Source organism: Nocardia coubleae NBRC 108252 (assembly GCF_001612805.1).
GTDB lineage: Bacteria > Actinomycetota > Actinomycetes > Mycobacteriales > Mycobacteriaceae > Nocardia > Nocardia coubleae.
In genome coordinates, this window is record NZ_BDBD01000035.1 from 1 (window position 1) to 22684 (window position 22684).

The window sequence follows — 22684 nt, forward strand, 5'->3', positions numbered from 1 at the left end:
TGCGGTGACCACCTTCAAGGTCGAAAGTCCGCGAAAAGACAGCCCGGTGCGCCAGCGGGGCTGCTCGACCAGCCGAAGATCGGGAAATCGGGACGCCAGGAGCGGGAACAATATTGCCCCTTCGAGCCGTGCAAGCGGTGCGCCGAGGCAGAAATGGATGCCGGCCCCGAACGACAATGGCGGGACCCCGGTTCGGGTGATGTCGAGACTGTCGGGGTCGTCGAACCGATCCGGGTCTCTGTTGGCTGCCCCAAGCAGGATCAGTACGACCTGACCGGGATGTAAATCAACTCCCGCCAGTCGCGTCGGCTGGAGCACCGTACGCCCATTGGTCTGGACGGGGGACTCATAGCGCAATAGTTCTTCGACTGCGTTGCTCGCCAACTCTGGCCTGGCACGAAGTTCGCGCATTTGGTCAGGGTGGGCGAGCAGCGCGGCGACGCCGTTGCCGATCAGGTTCGTGGTGGTCTCGAACCCTGCCGCAAACAAAAGAATCGCGGTGCCGACGCATTCGTCGTCGTCTAGGATGTCGTCGCCATTCGCGACGGCGAGCCGGCTCAGTAGGTCATCGGTAGGGCGGGCGCGTTTGACCGCCAACAGGTCAGCGAAATATGCGGCAAGTTGGTCTTCGGCGTCGCAGGCTGCTGTCAAGGCCGCGATATCGGCACCGGGTTCGAGCGAGGCCAGCAGGGCCCGCACCAGTGGGGCTGCTACCGCTCTATCAGTAAAGGGCACCCCGAGTAGATCTCCAATCACATTCACGGGCAGCGGGAGCGCCAGATCGTTGATGATGTCGACGGAGACCCGTGCTTCCATGACATTGAGCAAGTGATTGACCTGTGTGACGATGCGGCCGCGCAACTCGTCGATGTGCCTCGGGGTGAACACGTCGGCGACCAACCGACGCAGCCGGTGGTGGTCAGGAGGGTTGCGGAACAGCATGGTGCGTCGGAACCGGTGCATGGCCTGATGTTGCAGCTCTTCAGGAATGTCGGACAAGCCGAAGCCCAGCGACTCGTCGGCCTTGCCGAGGCTGCGGTCGCGGAGCGCCGCCGCGCAATCGTCGTAGCGGCTCAATACCAGCACGCCCGATCGTGTAACCAACACTGGTTGCGTCTGGCGCAGCCGCCGGAACGCCTCGTAAGGTCCGGCCGAGCCGTGATCGGTTAGCAAGGCGTCCAGGAGCAGTGCTCGCTCGCTCGGTACAGTCATGCCTGTCTCCTTGCACTCACCGGCGACTGCAAGAAATGTTTGACATCGACCACAATGAACAGTGCTGTGGCCGTGACAACCAAATGTCCCCCTGCATCCTCGATTCTGGCCCCGAGATGTAATTTCCGGCCATCTCGAGACCGTAGTTCGGCGTGCAGGGCGTAGGGAGTGTCGAGCTGGACCGGAGCAAGATAGTCGAGGTCGAGATGGCGCGTCACGGCGAGTTCGCCGACGGTGTATAGCAGGAAACCGAATAGGTCGTCGACTACTGTCGCCACAGCGCCCCCGTGCGCTATTCCGGGCGCTCCTACATGACGTCGATCGAATCGGTGGTGAGCGACCACGCCGCCTGCGCAGCGCTGGGCCGTCAGAAAATGCCCATGCGGGTTGGCCGGTCCACAACCGAGACAGTTGGGATGGTGGGGAGGCAACTCAGTCGATCGAGGTTCCAAAAGTCGGAACGAACGCACCCATTCCTCCAAGTCGGGATCGGACGACCTGCCGCCCGTGTCCGATAGATTGCTCATGGTCAGCCTTCCTGTCGATGAAGCCGCACCCAACATCGATCTCGAGCGTGACCACTATGCAAATACATATCGCGCACGCCAGAGGGGGTGCGCAGCCGGTGGCCCCATTCCACCACCACCGGCGCGAAACGTGCCGTGCACTGGGAGGTGACTCCCATCTTCGTTTGCAGCCTTTCGCCGATGTCGACGTGCACGGTAATGTCGCCGGTGTCGCGAAAGCTTCGCACTATGGGTATCAATGTCCTGTTCCGTCCTACTCAGGACCAGGCATGGAGATAATTCCTAAATCTCGACGATGGTCAGCTCGCCGTTCGCATGCAGGGTGCGCAACCGCTTCTTATCGAACTTGCCGACCGAGGTCTTGGGCACCTCTGCGGTGAAGCTCCAGCGCTCAGGCAGCCACCACGTGGCGACCTTGCCGTCGAGGAAGTCACGCAGTTGGGCAGGTGTTACTTGCCGCCCGTCGCGTACGACGATCACAGCGAGGGGGCGTTCCTGCCACTTCTCATCCGGGACCCCGATTACTGATGCCTCGAGCACGTCGGGGTGACCGGCGAGCAGAAGTTCGAGCTCGACCGAGGAGATCCACTCCCCGCCGGACTTGATCACGTCCTTGGTGCGGTCGGTCAGCGTGACAAAGCTGCGTTCGTCGATCCGGCCGACATCGCCGGTGCGCAACCAGCCGTCCTGGAACTTATCCCCGCCATCCTCTTCGCCGATGTACGAGCCGGTAATCCAAGGTCCGCGCACTTGCAACTCACCGACGGCTTCGCCGTCGTGCGGGAGCTCATTGCCTCCGTCGTCGACGATCCTCAGCTCGACTCCTGCAACCGGACGACCTTGGGTCGCTCGCAGACGCCACCGCTCCTGGGCGTCGAGCGACGCCGGCGGCCGCGCGACAGCCGCTAGTGGCGAGGTCTCGGTCATTCCCCACGCCTGTACAACCTGTACGTTGTACCTCTCTTCGAAGGCCTTCATCAGATGAACGGGTACAGCTGAGCCACCGCAAGCGACCAGGCCTAGAGACGAGATGTCGTAGCTGGGGTTGGAATCCAGGAAGTCCAAGACGTCGTTCCAGATGGTCGGGACTGCCCCGGCGATGGTTGCCTTGTGGACGTCGATCAGCCGCACGAGCGGCTCGGCCTGTAGGAACCGGTCAGGCATGAGCAAGTCGGCACCCGCCATGAGTGCGGCGTAGACCAGCCCCCAGGCGTTCGCGTGGAACATCGGGACGATGGGGAGGATTCGGTCATCGCTGCTCACGCTCAGTCCGTCGGCGGCGCAGGCCGCCATCGAGTGGAGGTAAGTCGACCGGTGGCTATAGGCGACACCTTTGGGGTCGCCGGTGGTGCCAGAGGTGTAACAGGCCGCGGCCGCAGACTGCTCGTCGAGGTCTGGCCAGTCGAACGTCTCGGGCTGGGCGGAGATGAACTCCTCGTAATCAACGACTGTCAGTCCCTCACGGTGCAGCGGGGTAAGGTCCACATCTCCGGTGACAACGATGGTATGCACGCTAGTGAGCTGCAGCAACACTGAGGCCATCATGGGTACTAGGCTTCCATCGACAATCACGACTTGGTCCTGAGCGTGGTTACCGATGTAAACAAGCTGATCGGAGGCGAGCCGTAGATTCAGGGTATGCAGCACCGCTCCCATCGAGGGCACTGCGCAGTAGGCCTCCACGTGCTCCTGGTTGTTCCACATGAGGGTCGCGACGCGCTCATCGCCTGTGATCCCGCAAGCCCGCAATGCGTTGGCCAACTGAGCGGACCTCCGTCCGATTTCGGAGAACGTAGCAACCTTCACGCTTCCGTCAAGTTGCAAAGTCCGCACGGTCGCCGAGCCGTGCACACTCGAGCCGTGGCGCAGAATCGCCGCGGTCGTCAACGGGACGTTCATCATCGTGCTCTGCATAGCATTTCCTCATTCAAGAGCGTCTTCGAACGTAGGCGATCTGGGGGTTGATTCGCCGCTGGCCGGCGACATGGGGCTGCTGTCAGCGATCCGCAGCCGTCAGCGAACTGGAAGCAGCCTCCAGGGACGCGACCAGGTCCAACTCCAGCTCTGGTAGTTGGCTAGCGGCCGAGGCCACCCCGGCCAGGCGAACTCGTATATCAACGTCGCGGCGGATACCGGCACGCGCAGTGGCGGTCCACGCCTGCGCACAACGGCTGGCCGCTACGGCGAGTTGAGCGGTGGCGGAGTCCCCGGTCAGACGAGCGACATCTGCGCAGCCATCGGCTAGCAATCGGCGGAACAGCCCGCCGCCAGTACCTGCCTTCTCAATGAAAGCGCTCAGGCTGAACAGGAGAGTCTCGAGGTCGTCCACCGGAAGATCGGCCCAGGTCTGAATGTCGGCCGCCAGCTGCACCGCCGCGGCCAAGCCCTCCGCACCGGATGCCGCTGTCCTGAGATCGACGATCCCGGGTTGCGATGGGCGGCGCATTCCGGCTGCGGACTGTCGAAATGCCTCCGCCGCTACTTCCGCCACGTCCGGCAGCGCACTCGGCCAGCTGATGCGGTATGTACAGTGGCGCGTCGGTTGCGGGAAAGACTTCGAGGACCGCGCCCGAGCCAGTGCATCGAGCGGGACTTTCTGCACCTCGGCGCGGTCATTGTCTACGACAAAGGCGATCCCCTCGGCCTCGTCGTGACCGATCACGACGATGTCGTGGCGACTCATCTGGAATTGGACGCGGAGGTACGGCAACTCACCGATATCTCCCCATACCAGGCTGGGTCTGCCTGCTTCGAGCTCGTCGAGAACCCATGACCACCCCTCTCGGGGATCATCGGTCGTGAGAACCTGGACTTGCGCGCCGAGTCGGCGGGGCAGATCAATTTCGAAGTCGGCGCCTCGTCCTACCAGGTACAGCGGTGGAACGAGGTCGCTTGACCGGAGGTATGATAACCCCAGTGCGCCGCCGAGAGCGAACACCAGACCTTCGTCGGGCGGCCCATCCCACCCCAGTCCATGCCAATGCAGAAGATCCCGCATAGCGCCAGAACCGCAGTGTCCCCCCATCTTGTGCGGGTAGTCATCGACCAGGGTCCTGCGGGGCATGTGAATCCTTTCGGGTGAATGAGGGGGCCAACGGGGATCGAAGACCGGGTCAGTGGGTCCGGATTCTGTCCAGGTAGGCCTGGCGGGCCGCTGTGTCGACGCCGTCGAGAAATACCGAGTCCGTGCCCAGCGCGGATCCGAGCCTGGCGGTCAGCCAGCCAGGGACGAACTTCATCGCCGCGACCAATACGCCGGCCAGGCGAGTGACGCGTACGAATGGACGCGGGCGCTCGATAAGATCGGCTGTCGCACGCGCGATCTCCTCGGGCTCGGCATTGCGCAGTCCCTTGGCACCAGCGGTTCCCGCGACGAGCTCGGTGTTGGTGAATGTGGGCCTAACGGTGGACAGCTCGACGCCTGACGTGCGGTACTCGTGCCGTGCCGCCTCGGTGAATCCGATGACCGCGAATTTGGTACCGCAATACGTCGCCAGTCCAGGCACAGCGAGCTCGCCGGCCAGCGACGCGGTGTTGATGATGTGCCCAGCGCGCCGCGGCAGCATTCGCTGAAGGGCTAGTTTGGTCCCAAAGACGACTCCCAGGACGTTGATCTCGACCTGCCTCCGGGTCACCGTGTCGTCTTCCTCGTGTACGTGACCAGTGGGCATGATGCCCGCATTGTTGATCAGCACGTCGAGGGGGCCGAGCTCTTCCTCGACCAGCTCGAGAAATTGCCGAAACGAAGTGGGGTCGGTTACGTCGAGGTGGGTAACGATCTTCACGCCGAGTTCGGTGGCGGCCTCCTGAGCGCGCTTCTCATCGACATCGCCGATGGCGACGCGGTGGCCTCGTCGAATCAGCTCCTTCGCGGTCTGGTAGCCGATGCCGCGGGCCCCGCCGGTGATAGCTACGGTCTTTGCGGCGGTGCGGGCACGGTGTGTCGTCACTTGCTGTTCTCCTTGTTGAGGCCGAGGCGCTGCCATAGGCCGCGACCGGCCGCCGCGCGCAACACTCTTCCGGCCATGGCCGCGCGCCGCGGGGTGTACGGGTACCAGGTGAGTTCTCGCGACAGGACAGGGATCCGTGGCTCTGTCACTGCCTGTACCCGGCAGTACTTGCGTAGCCCGTGAGCTCCGCCGAGCCGAGCACCGATGCCCGAGGCCTTCCATCCACTGTGCGGCAGTGTGGTGGCGAACAGGTTGCTGAAGACATCATTTATGTTGACAGCTCCCGCGTTTAGCTGTAATGCGATGCGCTGAGCACGAGCATGGTCTCGGGTCCACACCGTCGCAGACAAGCCGTACGCCGAGTCGTTGGCCAGGCGGATGGCCTCGTTCTCATCCGCGACCTGCATCACCGGAATCGTGGGACCGAAGGTCTCCTCGGTCATGCAGGCCATCGTGTGGTCGACACCGACCAGGACCGTCGGAGCGTAGTAGTTTCCGACCGCACTCCGAGTTCCGCCAGCCAGAACCCGCGCACCTGCCACCACTGCCTCGCTGACGTGGCGATCGGCAATGTCGACCTGCCTCGCGGTGACCATTGCGCCCACGTCGCGACCGGCCGCACCATGGGCGAGGGACCGCACACGTTGGGTCAGCCGCGCCACGAACTCGTCGTAAACCTCAGATACCACATACACCCGCTCGACAGAGATGCATACCTGTCCCGCGTTGAACAGAGCGCCCCACGCGATTCCCTCCACCGCACGAGCAAGGTCGGCGTCCTCCAGCACGATCGCCGGATCTTTGCCGCCAAGCTCCAGACTCATCGGCTTCAAATGCTCGGCACAGCGGATCGCGACCGCACGCCCGGTGGCGGTCGAGCCGGTGAACTGTACAAAGTCAGCGGCATCGACCACGGCTGCGCCCGAATCGCCATCACCTACAACGTGCGCCAGAACCGCGGGGGCGCCGATCTCGTGCCAGCCCTCGATGATCCGCGCGCACGTCAGCGGCGTCTCCTCCGAGGACTTCGCCAGGACCGCGCAGCCGGCTGCCAGCGCGGGCGCTGCGTCCATGAGGAAGAGGGTGATCGGGAAGTTCCACGGCATGATCATGCCGACGACCGGGAAGGGGTGATAGGTCGTAGTGAGTCGTTTCGACAAGGTCAGCAGGCTCGAGGACCTGACCTGCTCGCCGGCGAGAAACTTCGCGGCATGGTCGGCGTAGTAGCTGATGAACTCGCACGATGCTGTCGTCTCCACCAGGGCGTCGGGACGCACCTTGCCTGTCTCGGCTTGCAACAAGTTGGTGAGCTCGTCGGTGTGATCAAGGATCCAGTCCCGCCAGCGATGCAGCCATTTGGCGCGTTGGCGTGGGCCGGCTTCGGCCCACCCGACCTGAGCGTCTCGAAGATCAGCAGCGACGAGACTTACTGTCTCGCGGTCGTCGACAGCGACGGTTGCGATGAGCCGACCGTCGGCGGGGTTGCGCACGTCCAAGACGCCCGCTGGGATCGTCGCGCTCATCGGACCTCCGTAGGTGAATGGGGATCGCGGGCGATCCCGTCGGGATGGGTGCGGTGGGCGCGTGTATCGGTGAAAGCGTCAGCGATCACCTGGGGCCGCTTGAAGATAAGAGGCCCATAGGTGCGGCGAAGTTCGGCCAGGATCGCGTTCAACGGCAAGTCGTCGTAGACGCCCCGCTCGCGGACGTACTCCATATGCTCGGCTCCGTCGGCAGAAAAGGCGTGCAGTAGTGCATCGCGATCGCCGTCGAAATCCACCGGCGGCACACCGAAACGCGCACACAACTCGGTGTTGAACGCGGGCGTCGCCTTCAACCACCGGCCGTCGATATTGAGGAGGCTGTAACCGTGATAGACGAACAGGTCTGTGCCACCCATGAGCGCTCGCAACGCGTCTGTCTGCAAGTGATTGCGGACGTCAGCGAAGCCAAGCACCGCAGGGATCCCCGCCGCACGGCACACCGCGGTCAAGAGCACCGCCTTCGGGACGCAATAGGCGCGCCCGGACTCGAGGACGAAGCTCGCGCGATAGTGGGCAGGGTCGTCAGACACCGTGTAGGGGTCATACCAGACCCGGTCGCGAACGGCGGCGAAGAGACGCTTCGCCTTCTCTCGGCCGGTGCTCGCGTCGCCGATCACAGTGGCGGTGAACTCCCGGACTAACTCGTGCTCGATGTCGAGGAAGTCGGTCGCTCCCAAGAATGTCATCCGGTCCGTTTTCATCTGTGCTCCAGGTCTATCGGCAATCCGTCGACGGGAATTGGGAGCGAGGTGTTGTCCCACCTGGCTTCATACTGGTCAGGGACCGTCCAGGTGTAGGTTCGCAGCATGTGATGCAGGATCGCCTTCACCTCGAGAGTGCCGAAATGCAGGCCGATGCACTTGTGCACGCCTCCTCCGAAGGGGATCCACCCGAGGCGATGATTCCGGTCCTCATGCCGCGGCTCGGTGAAGCGGTCAGGGTCAAAAGTGTCTGGATCGGTCCAGTACGATTCGTCGAAGTGGTTCACCGCCGGAGCCACGGCTACCAGTGTGTTTGCGGGGATTTGGTGTCCGGCGATTTCGACATCCTCGATGGTCTTACGCATCATGATCGGCACGGGCGCCACCAGCCGTAGCGTCTCCTTGATCACCAGGTCGAGAGTCTTCAGCGCGTCCAGGTCGTCGATAGTTGGGCGACGTCCGCCCAGTTGGTCGGACTCGGCCCGAGCCCGTTCCTGCCAAGCTGGATGCTTGGCGAGGAAGTAGACGGCAGCGGTGCTGGTGATGGTCGAGGTGTCGTGTGCCGCCATCATCAAGAAGATCATGTGGTTGACGACGTCCTCATCGGTGAAAGCTTGACCGTCGGCCGTGCGGGCATGGCACAGCGCCGCAAAAAGGTCCTCTCCCTGGGCGCTCCGCGCCGCCGGCAGGTGGAAGGTGAAGTAGTCCTCCAGGAGCGCACGCCCACGGACTCCGGCCCGCCACCGAGTCCCCGGCAGCGGGAAACGGATGATCGAGCTGGCCGCACGCACGGCCGCCACGAAGGCGTCGTTGATGGCGTCAGTGTCCTCACTGCCACCCCGATCCGCCATGAAGACTTTCGTCGCTACGTCAAGGGTCAGGCCCTTCAGCAGTGGATAGATGCGTGTGGACTGGCCCGCTGGCCACGCGGGAATACCGGTCTCGAGCGGCGGCCCGAGCTGGTCCACATAGGCGGTCAGGCGGTCGCGGGTGAACGCCTCCTGCATGATTCGTCGATGCATCCTGTGCTCGTCGAAGCTCATCAGCATCAGACCCCGGTGAAAAAAGGCGTCGATGAGATACGCCCACCCGTCCTGTGAGAACGATTTCGCCTTGACGGTCAGCGCCTCCTGCATGGCATCTGGACCGGCCACCATCACAATCTTCGTGCCGAAGGCGCCCATCCATGAGACGGGCCCGAATCGCTGGTACCTGGCCCGGGTGAAGCTGGATCCGAAACGGATGTAGTCCAGGGTGTGACCGAGCACAGGCAGACCAGCGGTCCCTCGGATCGGCTTGAGGCCCGACCCTGCGGGGGGCATTGCCAGCTCACGGACAGGCCACTGATCACTGGCCCGCAGGAGGGCCGCATCGACCCGGCTCGGCAGTGGCGCCAGGAGGACTGACGAGAGTCGCTCCCGACTCTTCGCCAGCGGCAGATGGATGGCGTACGTCACTGACATTCCTTTCTGAATGCTGTTCGCACGCAGTCGTCGTGCGAGTCGCCCGAGAGTCGGTCACTCAGGGCGAGCCAGCGAGCACCAGTTCTGCCCGGCTTATGCGAAGCTGCTGGGTGATGGCCCGCTTGCTGAAGATGAAGTCACGGGGGCGATTGATGCAGTCGGCGGCAATCAGCTCGCCAGCACGGAGGTAGAAGCATGTGAATTCGCGGCCCCGGGTAGGATCTCCGCTGAGTACGACTTCGTCGTAGCCGGTGTTCAGACCGGCGATCTGGAGCTTGAGATCGTATTGATCCGACCAGAACCATGGAAGCGCAGCTATGTTCTTTGACTTCCCGCAGATGGTCGCGGCAGCGACCTTGGCCTGCTCGCCCGCGCTGGGTACAGATTCCAGGCGTATGCGACGGCCGTAACGGGCCATGTCGTGACTGGCGCAGTCCCCAGCGGCCATGATGTTGTGGTCGCTGGTCCGACTCTGGCCGTCGATCACGATCCCGTTGTCGACCAGCAGACCCGCGCCGGCGGCGAGTTCGGTATTCGGCTCCACGCCGATGCCGACAATGACGAGGTCGGCAGGAATTGATTCGCCGCTGGACAGGAATACCTCTCGGATCCTGACGTCTCCGGATAGGGCCTCGACTAGCGCGCCTGTTCGGATGTTCACGCCCTCCTGTCGGTGAATTCGGTCGAAGAACGCGGATACCTCGGGGGCGGTGACCCGTTCGAGGACGCGTTCGGTAGCCTCGAGCACAGTGACCTGCAGACCCAGCGCACGCAACGAGGCGGCCGTCTCCAGTCCGATATATCCGCCGCCGATGATCACGACCCGGCGCCCCGGGCTGCTTTCCTCTCGGATCATCTCGACGTCCGCCGCGGAGCGTAGGTAATAGACCCCGGCCAGGTCGACACCGGGCACGGGGAGTCGACGGGGGCGAGCGCCCGTGCACAGTGCGAGCTTGTCGTAGGGCACTTCGTCGCCGGTGCTCAGTGAGAGCAGGCCAGCCGAACGGTCGATCGCCTCCACCGTTGCATCCACGAGTTGGATTTCCTGCTTGTTATAGAACTCGGCGCTGCGAATCGCGAGCTCGTCGAGGGTTTGCTTCCCTGCCAGGTATGCCTTCGACAGCGGAGGGCGGTGGTATGGTAATACCGCCTCTTCTCCAATGATGGTGATCTCGTCGGTCCATCCTTCTTGGCGCAGACTGCCGGCGAGTTGGACCCCGGCGTGGCTGCCCCCGACGATGACGGCCCGCCGCGTGGTCATATGCTAGTTTTCGGGGTGAGACGGACCATCATCTTGCTGATGCCCCGCACAAAGTTGGACTGCACGTACTCGGGCTCCTCGACAACCTCGATATTTTCGAAGCGAGGAAGTAGCTCCTCCCAGAGGATCCGCAGCTGCAGCTCGGCGAGCCGGTTGCCCATACAGCGGTGAACACCGAAGCCGAAGGCTATGTGGTTGCGGGCGTTTGACCGGTCGATGATGAAATCGTCGGGGCGTTCGAATACTCGCTCGTCGCGGTTTCCCGAGGCGTACCACATCACTACCTTGTCGCCCTTGCGGATGAACTGCCCGTTAAGAACGGTGTCAGCTCTGGCGACACGGCGCATGTAGGCAAGCGGAGTTTGCCATCGGATGATCTCCGAGCACATGTTGGGGATCAGGTCGGGGTTCGCTTTCAGCTTCGCGAACTGTTCAGGGAAGCGGTTGAGCGCAAGAACGCCGCCGCTCATCGAGTTCCGGGTCGTGTCGTTCCCTCCGACGATCAGCAATACGAGGTTGCCCAAGAACTCCATCGGGCGGTCGATCAGGTCCTTGGTATTTTCATTGCTTTGCAACATCGTGATCAGATCGAATCCGGGCTGCTCCCCAGCGGCTGTCCGGGCCGCTTTGTCGTGCCAGAGAGCGCTGAGACCTCTCGCCATGTCGCGCATGCCGGGGAACACCTCATCGTTGTCCGATGGCCCACCGTTGGCCTGCTCCAGCGAGGTTGCGAGGTCCGACCAGTAGACGAGCTTGTGACGTTGCTCGTACGGGAAATCCAGCAGGGTCGCAAGCATCCGCGCGGTCAGTTCGATCGAGACGTTCTGCACCCAGTCGAACGGCTTATCTACGGGTAGATCGTCGAGCACCTCTTGGACGCGCGATCGAATCAGGCCCTCCATCTCGCGCAGGTTCTTCGGCGCGACCACGCCTTGAACAGCGGCCCGCTGTGCGTCGTGTCGTGGCGGGTCCATCGCGATGAACATCTCGATATCGAGGAAACGGGGCGGAGCCCCGATAACGATGAATGGCTCAGCGGAGAAGAGTTCGTGGTTCTTGTCGACGGCCACGATGTCAGCATGCCGCGTGACGGACCAGAACGGACCGAACGGACTGTCTGGCTGATAGTGGACCGGGGCCTCGTTTCGCAGGCGCGCGAAGTAGGACTGCCAGCGTCCCTGGCGGTACAGGAAAGGGTTGCTGAGGTCGATGTCGGCGAGCGCGACTTCTTCGACTGGCGGGATGGGCCTCTCGACGAAGAGCTTCTCCCCGTTCGTTCCGGTCATCCATCGGCGAGTCTTGTCATATAGGTGTGCACCCTGGATCTGTAGATCCATCGGGATGGTCGACTGAACCTTGGCGGTGATTGCTCCGGGAATCTTCATCGCGTCGTATCCGTTTCTCGCCGTTACATCTGGAACTCGGGTAGGTGGACGATCAAGCCGTCCCAGGCCGTCGATGCCATCATCTGGCACGACAGCCGGGAGGTCGGCTGGCGCTCGGGGTTCATCGCGAGCATCTCCTCCTCATCGGCGCCGGAACGCCCGACCTGCTCGATCCACTGCGGATCGACAACCACATGGCAGGTGCCGCAGGCAGCTTCGCCTCCGCAGTCCCCGTCGACGCCGGGCACAGCGTTGTTGGTCGCGACCTGCATCAGCGACTGGTCTTCCTCGATCGGCGCCTCGTGCTTCTCGCCGTCGTGGGAGACAAAGGTGACAACTGCCATAGCCAACTCCTCGATGCGTTGTCCTCAATGTGACTTGGTCCAAGTGTTGTCGAACACGGGTTCGGAGGCTATGTTCGGCAGAGTCAGAAGTTTGTGAATTCGGCTCAGAGAGACCATGGTGAACCTCAACGACGAGGGCGTGCCTCCGCTCATGTTCGTGCAACTGCTCGAGAGCCAAGCGCTCGACCCGGACGCCGCCGCTCGGCTTCGCGACATCATGGCTCGCGAAGGAATTGACGAGACGACGTTGATCCAACGCAATATCCAGGCCCCGATACGGTGGTTTCGCGAGGTCTACCCTGCACTCGATGTCGACCAGGCAACTTCGCTCGGCTTCGCGTTCGCCGAACAAGCTCAGTTGACGTCCTTCGGCCCATTGAGTTTTCCGCTGGTCAGCGCAGGCTCGGTAGCTGAGATCGTGGAGCTGCTCACCTATCTGCCTTTGATCTCGACGGCTCTCAGTCCGCAGTTCCACCCAAGTGACGAGGGACTCACCGTCGGGCTCGCCGCGCACACAGGCGATTCGGCGCTGAACTGCCTGGTCGTCGCGTATAGCGGGTCGGCACTCCTGCGCCTGCTCGACATGCTGGCCGGCGATATGCCGACCGTGACACTCCATCTGAGCTGGTCAGCGCCGAACTTTCTAGCCGATAATGAGGATGCCCTAGCTGGGCGGTTGTTCTTCGACGCTCCGACGTCATTCCTTAGTGTCCCGGCGGACACTCTCAACGAGGTATGCAGGTTCTCCGATCCGGTCGCCTATCGACTTGCCATCGTGGACCTGCAACGAACCCTCGACCAGCGAAGTAAAACCATGTCTTTCTCGGAGAAGGTACGACGGCTGCTGGAGGAAGATCCTGGAAAGCGGAGTAAAGACTGGGTCGCACACGAGCTGTCGATATCGACTAGCACACTCAAGCGGCGCCTATCCGAGGAGGGGACCACCTTTCGCGAGTTGCGCGAATCATTTCTGCGTGACCGTGCGATGCTGCGGCTACTCGACCGATCGATGTCGGTGAGTGAGATAGCTGCCGATCTCGGATATAGCGACCTCGCGAACTTCTCGCACGCCTTCAAGCGATGGACCGGTCGCTCTCCCAGCGAATTTCGACACGAATAGCACCACCCGTCCCGTCGCTGGTGGATGGAGTCTGCGCGATCTGGTGCAGATCGGTTGGGGCTGGCCCCAGGCAGGAACCCGCTGCGGCATATGACAAAAAAAACTCGCGACTTTGCCGAAACCGTGCAGAACTTTGCCGAACTCGTTGCTGCAGCCAACGGCTATCAGCGGCGTAGCCAACACCTAACACGGCGAGTAGTGAGTCGGCACCGGTCTGAATGATCTCAGCGCGTTGCCACCAGGATCCTGCCGGTGACGGCTGGGCATGAGATGGACGGAGTCGAGTCTCTCAATCGTGAAGCGCATCGACTCGGTTAGCCAGCCCTAACTGAGCCAGTTACATTGCGATGCAGGACTGCAGCACGAATCGATCGTGCCCCGCATCCAGGGCCGGAGTTGACGAGAAGGCGACGATCGGTGCCGAACCGACAGTCTTACCCGCTAGGTGGAGGGGATCGCCGGTGAGCTGGGTACTTGATCTTGTCGGCCTGCTTCGAAGCGGCTCACCCGTTATCCACGGGCGGGTATTCGGTCACTGGCACTGATCGACGGTCGGTCCCGTTTCCGACCGCGACCCTTGGGCGGGTAGCGAGAAAGTTGTCGACCAGTTGGGCGCAGTCGTCATGATCGATGGTGCGTAGTCCGGTGAGGCGCGCGAACACGATCGGGCCGAGGAGTTCGATGATGGCGAAGGTGGTGTCGAACTCGCCGAGCATCGCCCGCGCGTCGGGGCCGGTGAGGATCCGGTCGAACGGTTGGCGATATTGCTCGATGACGCGGGCACGCAGCGAGGTGACCGCTGCCGGGTCGGTGTGGTCGTCACCGATCGTTCCCATAGCCAGCCAGGCCAGCGTGGTCATCTGCACTGGGGCTTGTTCTACGAGGTCCGCCTGAGTAGTGAGTAGCGCGATGAGTTGATCGCGCACGGGCCCGTCGCCGGTCGGTGTGTCGACATGGGGAAGCAACCGTTCGAAAGTTGCCGCGAGCAGTTGGGTGGTGCTGCCGAAGTGTCGATAGAGAGTGGCGCGCGCGACCTTCGACACGCGGGTGACGGCATCGACTGTGACCGCTTCGACCCCGCCGGTGGACAGCAGATGACTGGCCGCGTCGAGCAACCGGTTGCGGGACCGCGCCAGCCGAGGATCGGCCTGCTCGTCGGCTACGGTGCGCGGATCGGCCGCGGCAGAGTCCGGCTCTGTCATGGCCGCCCTTTCCTCGATTCGTATCGCTCAATTTGATCGTGCGTGGACGTCATCTCGCTCGCCGACCCACTATGATACTAATAGTCTCACACGGAGACTATCGATCTACAACGGCGGGAGGTGCAGCGGTGAACACTTCCCGGACGGGCGCTGTCGAGATCGCCCGGTGGACCAGGGCCCAATACTGGGTGCTGGCAGTATCGTGCCTGGGGGTGGCGCTGGTCGTCGCGGCCATGGCGGCGTTGTACTCGGCGTTGCCTCAGATTGCAGTCGCGACCCGGGCGACCCAAGCCCAGCTCACCTGGATCGTTGACGGCTACACACTGGTGCTGGCGTGTCTGGTGTTGCCCGCCGGAGCCATCGGTGACCGCTATGGGCGCCGCGCGGTGCTGGTGGCGGGACTGGCGGTGTTCGCGGCCGCCTCGGCGTTGCCGCTGGTGCTGACCGACCCGGTGTGGCTCATCGCGGCACGCGCACTCGCCGGTGCTGGCGCAGCGTTAGTGATGCCATCGACCCTGTCGATTCTGACCGCAGGCTTCGCCCTAGCTCATCGCGGCCGAGCGGTGGGGGTATGGGCGGGCGTCGCCGGATCCGGAGCTGTTCTGGGGATTCTCGGTGCCGGGATGTTGCTTGAGCGGTGGTCGTGGCAATCGGTATTTGTCGGGCTGACCGTGGCGGGGATTGTGCTGGCCGGGTTGGCTTGCACGATCGCGGAGTCTCGCCAACCCGAGCATCCGCCGGTGGACGGAATTGGCGCGGCGACGGTGGCTGTCGCGATCGCGGCGATCGTGTTCGCCGCGGTCGAGGTTCCCGCACGCGGCTGGGCCGACCCGCTCGTCGCTGTCACCGCCGGTGTCGGAGTCGTGGCGGCGGTGGCGTTCGTGGCCGTGGAGCTACGGATCTCGGCACCACTGTTAGACGTGCGGTTGTTCGGACGCCGAGGCTTCGGTGCTGGCTCCCTGTCCGTGACCATTCAGTTCCTGGTCACCTTTGGGGTGTTTCTACTGTTGGTCCAGTACTTACAGCTGATTCTCGGATACGGTCCGCTGGCGTCGGCCCTGGCGCTGGCGCCGATGGTGGCGCCGCTGGCCATGATTTCCGTAATCGCGCCTTGGCTCTCGAGCATGGTGGGATTGCGGGTGATGACCGTGACTGGCCTCCTCACCATCGCTGCCGGGCTGGTGCTGGTGAGCCGGTTGGACCTCGCCGCGAACTACCTCGACCTACTGTGGCCGCTGCTGATCATGAGCGCGGGCCTGGGATTGTGTACCGCCCCGGCGACTTACGCCATCGTCGCCGACACCCCCGAGGCCAAACACGGAGTCGCCGCGGCGGTGAATGATGCCGCCCGCGAGATCGGCGCCGCGATCGGGATCGCCGTGGCCGGCAGCGTGCTGGCCGCTGGCTATACTCAGCGTATCCAGCCCGCCCTACCCCGCCTGCCCGAGTCCGCTCGCGAACCAGTTGCCGATTCCCTGGCCGCCGCCCTGCAGGTCGCCGAAAAGGGCGGACCAGCGGCCCAGCCGCTAGCCGAGTACGCCAAGGCAGCGTTCGTGCACGGCAGCGGCGAGGCCGCGCTGGTGTTGGCTGCTATTACCGCCGCAGGCGCGATCGTGCTGGCTGTGCTTGCACCCGGGCCCACCACTCGCCGATGCCGCGCACAACCCTCGTGCACGATGGCTCCTGCCTCTCGCACGTCCCCTACCCGCGAAGGACGCCCGGCATGACGGCCTATCGCACGATCCTTGTGGATACCGATGGATCCGATCGCTCCTACCGCGTGGTCGACCGCGCCGCCGAATTGGCCCACGCCACCCACGCCCGACTGGTTATCGTCGGCGTCCGCCACCACATCGACGAACGCACACTCGGAGTTGACCTCGACCGGCTGGGACCCGAGGCCTACCGGCTGCGCGGCACCAACCCGGTCGAAGCGATATTGCGCACGGCCTGCCAGCACGCCCTAGCGCACGGCGCCATCGACATCGACACCCGCATCTTGTCCGAACCCACTTTGCGTGCCCTATTGCGCCTTGCCGCCACTGCGGCGCCGGACCTCATCATCACCGCCGACTTGTGCCGGTCGACTCCGCTGGCCCGGCTGCTGTCCGATACACCGACCGAGCTCGCACGCAGAGCCCACTGCGACATCCTTATCGCCACCACCCAGTGACACACATATGCAGAAAGCACCCATGAGCCGCACATCCGATACCACAAGATCCGTATCGTCCGAGGCCGAGGAGAGTACGCCCCTCTTCCCTGTGGTTCCGCCGGAATGCCAAGACTTGCCGCCCCATCATGATCATTGCCTCGGTTGTGGGCCAGCCAATCCGCACGGCCACCAGTTGAGCGTCCGACGTGACGCGGAAGGTGTCTACGCCCGTCACACGTTTGACTCCCGCCACGTTGGCGCCCCAGCGATCGCCCATGGCGGCGCAGTCGCCACCGTCCTCGACGACCTGTTCGGGTTCCTCCTCTACACCGTGGGAGAACCCGCCGTCACCCGCCACCTCTCCATCGACTACCTCTCCCCGGTTCTACTCGACACCCCGTATATCGCCCGCGCCCATCTTCATTCCCGCCAGGGTCGCAAACTGAACCTTCGGGCCACCATCGAAGACGACCATGGCCACATGGTTACAACCGCTACTGCGCTCTTTCTCGTCGTCAACATCGACCACTTCTTCCTGGCCTCACAGCGTGCCACCTCTTCAGACGTGCCACCAACGGCCTAAGCGGCGATCACGTACTGTGGCCGGCGCGATCAGGCGATGAGGACGACTTGGGTCGGGACCGCTATGCCGCCAGCGCACTCTGGGGTGCAGGCTGCTGTGGGACGGTGACCTACGGGCTTCGCTCACGAGTATGCGCTGTCTGACACGATCCGCCAAAACACTACGCACAGGATGCGGCTGTTATGACTCTAATGGGCACGCACGGTCCGGAAATCCCGGAAACGCCAAGCTTCGGTGGCCTCGTGACCACCGATGACATGGTCGCTGCTCGGAAACGATTAATGGAATTCACCGATGAAGACGAGGCATTGCTGCGGCAGTTTAGCGGAGTCGCGACAGCCGGTATGGCTGAGATCGTCGACGAACTCCGCGCCTACCTAAACGAACACCGGGACACTGCCGCACTTCTTTCTGGGCGCGACACTGAGGAACAGGTCGAACATCTTCGAAGCGATCACCTTTCCGGTTTGACGGCGGGAACCGTCGATGCTGACTATCTCATCGAGCGTATGCGTATGGCCGCGCGTCACGAGCGACTCGGCGTGAAGCCGACATGGCTTCTCGGCGCGTACAATCGGTTTCTTTGCTCTGCTGCGAGCCGGATCTGTGAATCCAGCTCATCTTCCGATCCCGAGCGTGCGTTGGCGACGCTGCTGGCGCTACAAAGGCTGGTGTTCCTCGATATCTGCCTCGCCGCCGACATCTACCTCGCCAAACGCGAGCACTCGAATCGCGAGCAGCAGAGGGCGGTGAGCGAACTCCCGACTCCGGTACTGCAGTTGATCCCAGGGCTTCTGGTGGTCCCGATCGTAGGAGAATTGGACGATCGCCGGGCTCTTAATTTGACCAATCAGCTGATGGCGCATATCCGCAATTCGAGGGCGCAGGCCGCCGTCGTCGATATCACCGGACTGCCGTCGATCGATCTCGACGTTGCTGCCCATCTGATCACAGCAGTAAAAGCATGTGCGCTTTTGGGTGCGGAGGTTATTTTCACTGGGCTTTCCGCCGAAGTCGCCCGGACGCTTGTCGACATCAGTCCACAGAAAACTACGCTCATTACATTTGTCGACTTGCAGAGTGGGGTCGAGCATGCCACACAGACACTTGGGTACGAGATGGTGATGACGTGGCCATTACGCAATACCTGATTTGGCGAAGTGCTTGGCCAGTTGCGCAGTCCCGGCTGCGGTGGGCGATCCGGCTCACCAGCCTGTGTACGTGCCGACGCGGTGCTGATTGCGAAGTAAGTCCGCCGTCGGTGAAGATGCTCAACAGCAACGTTCGCGCGCACCGCCAAACATGCCGCGCGCAGTATCTGCGGTGGGCCACCGCTGGTATCGTACGGAGCTTCGGCGGCATTCGAGTTCGGGTACCGGTCCTCATAGCTCCTAGCGTGAATCTGCATGTGTCACCGAGACACGTTGCGATGCAGGAAGTTTCGCAGCGGACCTATGTGACGGATGATTGTGGTGGTTAGCGAACCGCAACTCCCAGTGAAGCCGCCGGGAATAGCCAGCCCTCACCACACAGCCCGAGGTTGGTGTTCAAGGGGGAGTGGGGGAGGGCTGTACGTGCTGTCGGGGGCCGCTCATTCTCGGGTTCGTGTCCGGATGACCTTCTGGCGCAGGCTAATAGCTTCTGTCGGTGCGGTTGCTGTGCCGTCGCCATCAGATCAGTGCGGCATCGAGATTCAGGAATCCGTAATGGATGTCGATGCGGCGCGCCCACCGGATGGCCAGGCGCCGGTACCGGGGGAGCGGGCGCAAGTCTGCTCCACGATCCACCGGCCGCAGTGACTTTGTCCCGGGTTCCGCGGCGGGATGTAATTCGACGCAGTAAATCCCCTTGCCTGGACGGCCGAGGCCACTGGGACGGCGGATCGATAAAACTATCACCGACACGGGTTGCGAGCATGTAGTCTGTACGCCGACCTGCGACAGCGCCGGGATCGACGGCCCATTCCCATCGCGGAACCCGAGACAAAGGTCACCGCCAGTCGGCTAGTCGTGGAACAAACCATGGCCGACCCCACCAATATCGGCGAACGGTGATCGATGGAACGCCGCATCGACATCCACTATCGATTCCTGAATGTCGGTGCCGCAGTATCAGACCGCGACGACTCAGCAACTGAACCTGACAGGAGCTCCTAGGGCACAGCGTGGTAGTCGGATAGGGCGAACTGAGTCATTTGGCTACGGAATTGTCGAGCCAAGCCCGGGAAAGCCGCGGGATTAAAACCATCTTCCCCGACAGGCCAAGTAACGCATCCGGAGTTCCAAGTCGTGCGAGCCAAGTGCCGTTGAACAACCGCGTTGAATCGGTCCTGCGCTGACTTTCGTACATCAATATATCGGAGCCCCCATCGCTCCAGCGTCCGCACCGACTCTACGATGTAATCTATCTGCGCCTCCAGATAGGCTAGGGCTGTGTAGAAAGACGGACCGGAGTTCGGTCCGAAAGTGAAATGTAGGTTGGGATACCCAGAAACATGTATGCTCTTGTACGCGTAAACTCCTTCGACCCATTCTTCCTGGAGGAGACGTGCGCCACAACCACGAACCGGGAATGGTACTCCAGCCTCGCCGGGTGCATCGAAAACGATCGTATCGAAGCGGCGCTCGACGCCATCAACCGTGAGGATTCCGTGCTCCGTAAGCCGAATGATCGGGAAGGTGAGGAGTCTGCAGTTGTCCCGATCTAGAGCCGGTAAGAAATCATTTGAGATGAGCAATCGCGGACGGCACGCCCGGTTGTCCGGTGCGAGCTGCCGTCGCGCCCATCTATCTTTGACCTGAAGCCTCAACTGGATTTTAGATACCTGTTCCAGCGCGGTGGTGAGACCTGTTGTTCGAACCAAACCGTATCCGATAGACTCGTACGCCCAGAAGTGGGCACTCCAGGCTAGATCCTCGGCCAGCGGTAGTTTCTCGAATAGCGAACGTCTCCACCCTGCCGTCCCGTACTGCGGGTGGGGAAGAACCCATCGCGGTGCACTCTGAAATACGGTGACGTGGCGGGCTCGGTCCACCAACTCCGGGATCATCTGGACTGCATTGGTGCCGGTACCGACGACTGCCACCGTCAGTCCGGTGACATCGATACCGGCGTCCCATCGGGTACCGTCTATCTTGTGGCCACGAAAGTCGTCGGCGCCCACGATCTCGCGCCTGCTTGCGTTCGAGAACGGCACAGTCGCCACCACGACCGAGCGGGCAGTGATGCTCTCCTCCTCGCCACTGCTGGTCGAGACACGCACATGCCAGGTCCCTCGGGCCTCGTCGAAGTCGAGTCCGTTTACGTTGTACCCGTAGCGAATCCGTCCATCGAGACCATGCCGGGTGATCACGTCGCGCATGTAGGCGCGGACGTCTACGCCCGGCGTATACCTATGGCACCAGGCGGGATCCCGCGTGAACCAGAACGACCGCAGTGCTGACGGACGACCGCAGGATGCGTCCGGATGAACGCTCTCGCGCCACTCACCGCCGGGCTCAGGTGCGCGCTCGAGAACCACGACGTCCTCGATCCCCGCGCACCGTAATCGGATCGCGGTGCCGATTCCCGAGAACCCGGCACCTATGATCACGACTCGTGTGGGACCGGGAATTGTTTGCCCGGGGTCATCGTCTGTCGGCCGCCCCTCGTCGATCATGCTGCGGCCACCGGTTGGTAAGTGAGCTCGTTGATCCAGGAAGGAGTCGAACCGAGCCATTGTTTAGGGTAGTGCTCAGTGATCGTCAACAGGGCATTGCCGAGTAGTCGATGATAAGGGTGTGACTGGTCCATGACCATTTCACCGTAGTACTTGACGAGTTGGTAGATCGGATTGCGGCGGGTGGCGACGCTCCGGTCTCCGATAATGCCGAACTTCCGAATCGCGTCGAAGAGCTTCTGTTCGTCGAGTCCCATCGCGATGATGCTGTCGTGCATACGGGTCAGCAGGGGCAACCCGGTGAGGATGCCGATGAGTAGGGATGGGCGCAGCGCGGCGCCGGCGGCTTCGATCAGCAGTCGGTGTATCGGCCCCGCTCCAATCATGTCCAGCACATGGAAATCCACAGCTAGGTGACGGGACTCATCGGCATTGATCCGCTGAAAGACCTTGTGGCACAGGGGATCCTGGATCTCCTCAAGTAGGAACTTCAACAGTGCTCCGTCGAGTGCCACCTCGAGCATCGGAATCGCTGAGCCTAGTACGGACAGCGGCAGATCGTCTGCGTAGCTGTCCAGCCATGCGATGGCTAGTCGGATGTTGATATTCGGTTCTGGGATCTCGTCGTCATCGAGCATTCCCCAACGGCGCATGAGGGCCAGCTCGGCGTTTGCGTGCTTTTGTTCCTCGGCCTGGAAGTAGCGGTAGATCTCAGCTAGCGTATTGTCCTTGGTTTGACGGCCGAGCGCGACGAAGGCACGCGAGCCGACCTGCTCGATCCAGACCAGATCGGACATGAATTGCTTGACCTGCGGGAGCTGCTCGGCCGTTATCGTGTCCGCGCCGGGCTCCGCCCAGTCGAAGTCGCCGAGTGCCCATTGGCGTTGTTTTATGATTTCTAAGGTGTGCGGCAAATCGATTGACATCGCTCTACTCCTTCGCGAATATGGACACAAAATCTTGGCCTGGTGTCCGGAGGCCGGGTATTTCGCAGCGGTAGCCGCTCACGTGTGGCATGGTCGGACAAAACTCTTGGAACTCGTTCCAGTAAACGAAAACGCTCGTCGCTGGCGCATGGTGGCTGTGAGTGATCCGGCGCCGGGCGAAGGCCGCGGCGCAGCGGAGTCTCCTGGAATCGCGGGCCCGTGCGCGCCATTTTCGTCCGTTAGCGAGGTCGAGGCCGGCGAGGCGGGAAGGTGTCAGGCGATCGCACCTGTGATTAGGCGTACGTCCTGGCCATGAATCGACGGGCAGAGGCCCCGCCTCGGGTACTCCGCGATGGCGATTGGAAAGCCGTCTAATCGCGTGGCCGACCACCGACAGGCACGCCATCCATGGTCGTGCGCACCAGGAGAGCGACACCGCCGGGGCGTTCGGCGCACGACCGAGGGCACCGGGAAACGCAGATCGTGCGGAGAGCTCAGACGTCAGTCTGCTGTGGGCGGGCAGTGAACAAGCCGCGAGCGTAGCGGCGTGAACGCAGGGGAGTGTAGGTCCGCAATGCTTGACACCGGGAGCGTGAACTGCGCCACCAAGTGAGGAAGCAGCCCCGAAACACGTGCGCACAAGCGAGACCCCT

The 22684-nt window shown here is 62.7% G+C and carries 19 protein-coding genes; 5 read left to right on the forward strand and 14 right to left on the reverse strand.

Annotated elements, in window-relative coordinates:
- The 11 genes from NCO8_RS30055 to NCO8_RS30100 form a co-directional block, all read right to left on the reverse strand.
- The coding region (locus NCO8_RS30055; RefSeq protein ID WP_067645137.1) for a cytochrome P450 at nt 1-1212 on the reverse strand (1212 nt) is incomplete at its 3' end.
- Nucleotides 1209-1739 (reverse strand): PaaI family thioesterase, encoded by a 531-nt coding sequence (locus NCO8_RS30955; protein WP_084457602.1) that lies wholly within the window; start codon nt 1737-1739, stop codon nt 1209-1211. The genes NCO8_RS30055 and NCO8_RS30955, both read right to left, overlap by 4 nt.
- Before the next feature lie 282 nt (nt 1740-2021).
- Nucleotides 2022-3653, reverse strand: coding sequence for a long-chain fatty acid--CoA ligase (locus NCO8_RS30060; RefSeq protein ID WP_067645140.1), 1632 nt, complete (start codon nt 3651-3653; stop codon nt 2022-2024).
- A gap of 82 nt (nt 3654-3735) precedes the next feature.
- Nucleotides 3736-4803 (reverse strand): BtrH N-terminal domain-containing protein, encoded by a 1068-nt coding sequence (locus NCO8_RS30065; RefSeq protein ID WP_067645144.1) that lies wholly within the window; start codon nt 4801-4803, stop codon nt 3736-3738.
- A 49-nt stretch (nt 4804-4852) separates the two neighbouring features.
- Nucleotides 4853-5689 (reverse strand): SDR family oxidoreductase, encoded by an 837-nt coding sequence (locus tag NCO8_RS30070; protein ID WP_062984877.1) that lies wholly within the window; start codon nt 5687-5689, stop codon nt 4853-4855.
- Nucleotides 5686-7212, reverse strand: coding sequence for an aldehyde dehydrogenase family protein (locus NCO8_RS30075; protein WP_062984875.1), 1527 nt, complete (start codon nt 7210-7212; stop codon nt 5686-5688). Before NCO8_RS30075 ends, NCO8_RS30070 begins: the two co-directional genes overlap by 4 nt.
- Nucleotides 7209-7934 (reverse strand): transglutaminase domain-containing protein, encoded by a 726-nt coding sequence (locus tag NCO8_RS30080; protein WP_019050200.1) that lies wholly within the window; start codon nt 7932-7934, stop codon nt 7209-7211. Before NCO8_RS30080 ends, NCO8_RS30075 begins: the two co-directional genes overlap by 4 nt.
- Nucleotides 7931-9391 (reverse strand): cytochrome P450, encoded by a 1461-nt coding sequence (locus NCO8_RS30085; RefSeq protein ID WP_084457605.1) that lies wholly within the window; start codon nt 9389-9391, stop codon nt 7931-7933. Before NCO8_RS30085 ends, NCO8_RS30080 begins: the two co-directional genes overlap by 4 nt.
- A 64-nt stretch (nt 9392-9455) precedes the next feature.
- Nucleotides 9456-10658: an NAD(P)/FAD-dependent oxidoreductase gene (locus NCO8_RS30090; RefSeq protein WP_067645152.1), complete on the reverse strand. Its 1203-nt coding sequence runs from the start codon at nt 10656-10658 to the stop codon at nt 9456-9458.
- Nucleotides 10655-12043, reverse strand: coding sequence for a cytochrome P450 (locus NCO8_RS30095; protein ID WP_067645155.1), 1389 nt, complete (start codon nt 12041-12043; stop codon nt 10655-10657). The genes NCO8_RS30090 and NCO8_RS30095 overlap by 4 nt, the downstream gene beginning before the upstream one ends.
- A gap of 23 nt (nt 12044-12066) precedes the next feature.
- Complete coding sequence (locus NCO8_RS30100; protein WP_019050196.1) at nt 12067-12387, reverse strand: 2Fe-2S iron-sulfur cluster-binding protein; 321 nt, start codon at nt 12385-12387, stop codon at nt 12067-12069.
- Between the two features lie 118 nt (nt 12388-12505).
- Here NCO8_RS30100 and NCO8_RS30105 point away from each other — a divergent pair, with 118 nt between their 5' ends.
- The gene (locus NCO8_RS30105) at nt 12506-13507 is read left to right on the forward strand and encodes a helix-turn-helix domain-containing protein (RefSeq protein ID WP_030204276.1); all 1002 of its coding nucleotides are present in this window, start codon (nt 12506-12508) and stop codon (nt 13505-13507) included.
- 503 nt (nt 13508-14010) lie between these two features.
- On the opposite strand, the gene NCO8_RS30110 is transcribed toward NCO8_RS30105, so the two are convergent.
- Nucleotides 14011-14709 carry a TetR/AcrR family transcriptional regulator gene (locus NCO8_RS30110; RefSeq protein WP_067645158.1) on the reverse strand — a complete coding sequence of 233 codons (699 nt, stop codon included), beginning with the start codon at nt 14707-14709 and terminating at the stop codon, nt 14011-14013.
- A gap of 233 nt (nt 14710-14942) precedes the next feature.
- Here NCO8_RS30110 and NCO8_RS30115 point away from each other — a divergent pair, with 233 nt between their 5' ends.
- The 4 genes from NCO8_RS30115 (at nt 14943) to NCO8_RS30130 (ending at nt 18598) form a co-directional block, all read left to right on the forward strand.
- A complete protein-coding gene (locus NCO8_RS30115) occupies nt 14943-16436 on the forward strand; it encodes an MFS transporter (RefSeq protein WP_247607241.1) in 1494 nt (497 codons plus the stop codon).
- Nucleotides 16433-16882, forward strand: coding sequence for a universal stress protein (locus NCO8_RS30120; RefSeq protein WP_022565929.1), 450 nt, complete (start codon nt 16433-16435; stop codon nt 16880-16882). Before NCO8_RS30115 ends, NCO8_RS30120 begins: the two co-directional genes overlap by 4 nt.
- A gap of 22 nt (nt 16883-16904) precedes the next feature.
- On the forward strand, nt 16905-17447 hold the full coding sequence (locus NCO8_RS30125; RefSeq protein ID WP_051719635.1) for a PaaI family thioesterase: 543 nt from the start codon (nt 16905-16907) through the stop codon (nt 17445-17447).
- A 242-nt stretch (nt 17448-17689) separates the two neighbouring features.
- Nucleotides 17690-18598: a protoglobin domain-containing protein gene (locus NCO8_RS30130; RefSeq protein ID WP_167353355.1), complete on the forward strand. Its 909-nt coding sequence runs from the start codon at nt 17690-17692 to the stop codon at nt 18596-18598.
- 1001 nt (nt 18599-19599) lie between these two features.
- Here the strand turns inward: NCO8_RS30130 and NCO8_RS30960 are convergent.
- Nucleotides 19600-21039 carry a flavin-containing monooxygenase gene (locus NCO8_RS30960; protein WP_376739967.1) on the reverse strand — a complete coding sequence of 480 codons (1440 nt, stop codon included), beginning with the start codon at nt 21037-21039 and terminating at the stop codon, nt 19600-19602.
- 62 nt (nt 21040-21101) lie between these two features.
- The gene (locus tag NCO8_RS30140) at nt 21102-22031 is read right to left on the reverse strand and encodes a ferritin family protein (protein ID WP_067645167.1); all 930 of its coding nucleotides are present in this window, start codon (nt 22029-22031) and stop codon (nt 21102-21104) included.
- Nucleotides 22032-22684: the final 653 nt, after the last annotated feature.

What these genes read in the sequence shown, in the direction of transcription:
- NCO8_RS30100 (WP_019050196.1), bottom strand. Translation starts at nt 12,387, where the DNA reads ATGGCAGTTGTCACCTTTGTCTCCCACGACGGCGAGAAGCACGAGGCG.
- NCO8_RS30110 (WP_067645158.1), bottom strand. Translation starts at nt 14,709, where the DNA reads ATGACAGAGCCGGACTCTGCCGCGGCCGATCCGCGCACCGTAGCCGAC.
- NCO8_RS30075 (WP_062984875.1), bottom strand. Translation starts at nt 7,212, where the DNA reads ATGAGCGCGACGATCCCAGCGGGCGTCTTGGACGTGCGCAACCCCGCC.
- NCO8_RS30060 (WP_067645140.1), bottom strand. Translation starts at nt 3,653, where the DNA reads ATGCAGAGCACGATGATGAACGTCCCGTTGACGACCGCGGCGATTCTG.
- NCO8_RS30955 (WP_084457602.1), bottom strand. Translation starts at nt 1,739, where the DNA reads ATGAGCAATCTATCGGACACGGGCGGCAGGTCGTCCGATCCCGACTTG.
- NCO8_RS30115 (WP_247607241.1), top strand. Translation starts at nt 14,943, where the DNA reads ATGGCGGCGTTGTACTCGGCGTTGCCTCAGATTGCAGTCGCGACCCGG.
- NCO8_RS30120 (WP_022565929.1), top strand. Translation starts at nt 16,433, where the DNA reads ATGACGGCCTATCGCACGATCCTTGTGGATACCGATGGATCCGATCGC.
- NCO8_RS30095 (WP_067645155.1), bottom strand. Translation starts at nt 12,043, where the DNA reads ATGAAGATTCCCGGAGCAATCACCGCCAAGGTTCAGTCGACCATCCCG.
- NCO8_RS30125 (WP_051719635.1), top strand. Translation starts at nt 16,905, where the DNA reads ATGAGCCGCACATCCGATACCACAAGATCCGTATCGTCCGAGGCCGAG.
- NCO8_RS30065 (WP_067645144.1), bottom strand. Translation starts at nt 4,803, where the DNA reads ATGCCCCGCAGGACCCTGGTCGATGACTACCCGCACAAGATGGGGGGA.
- NCO8_RS30140 (WP_067645167.1), bottom strand. Translation starts at nt 22,031, where the DNA reads ATGTCAATCGATTTGCCGCACACCTTAGAAATCATAAAACAACGCCAA.
- NCO8_RS30090 (WP_067645152.1), bottom strand. Translation starts at nt 10,658, where the DNA reads ATGACCACGCGGCGGGCCGTCATCGTCGGGGGCAGCCACGCCGGGGTC.
- NCO8_RS30080 (WP_019050200.1), bottom strand. Translation starts at nt 7,934, where the DNA reads ATGAAAACGGACCGGATGACATTCTTGGGAGCGACCGACTTCCTCGAC.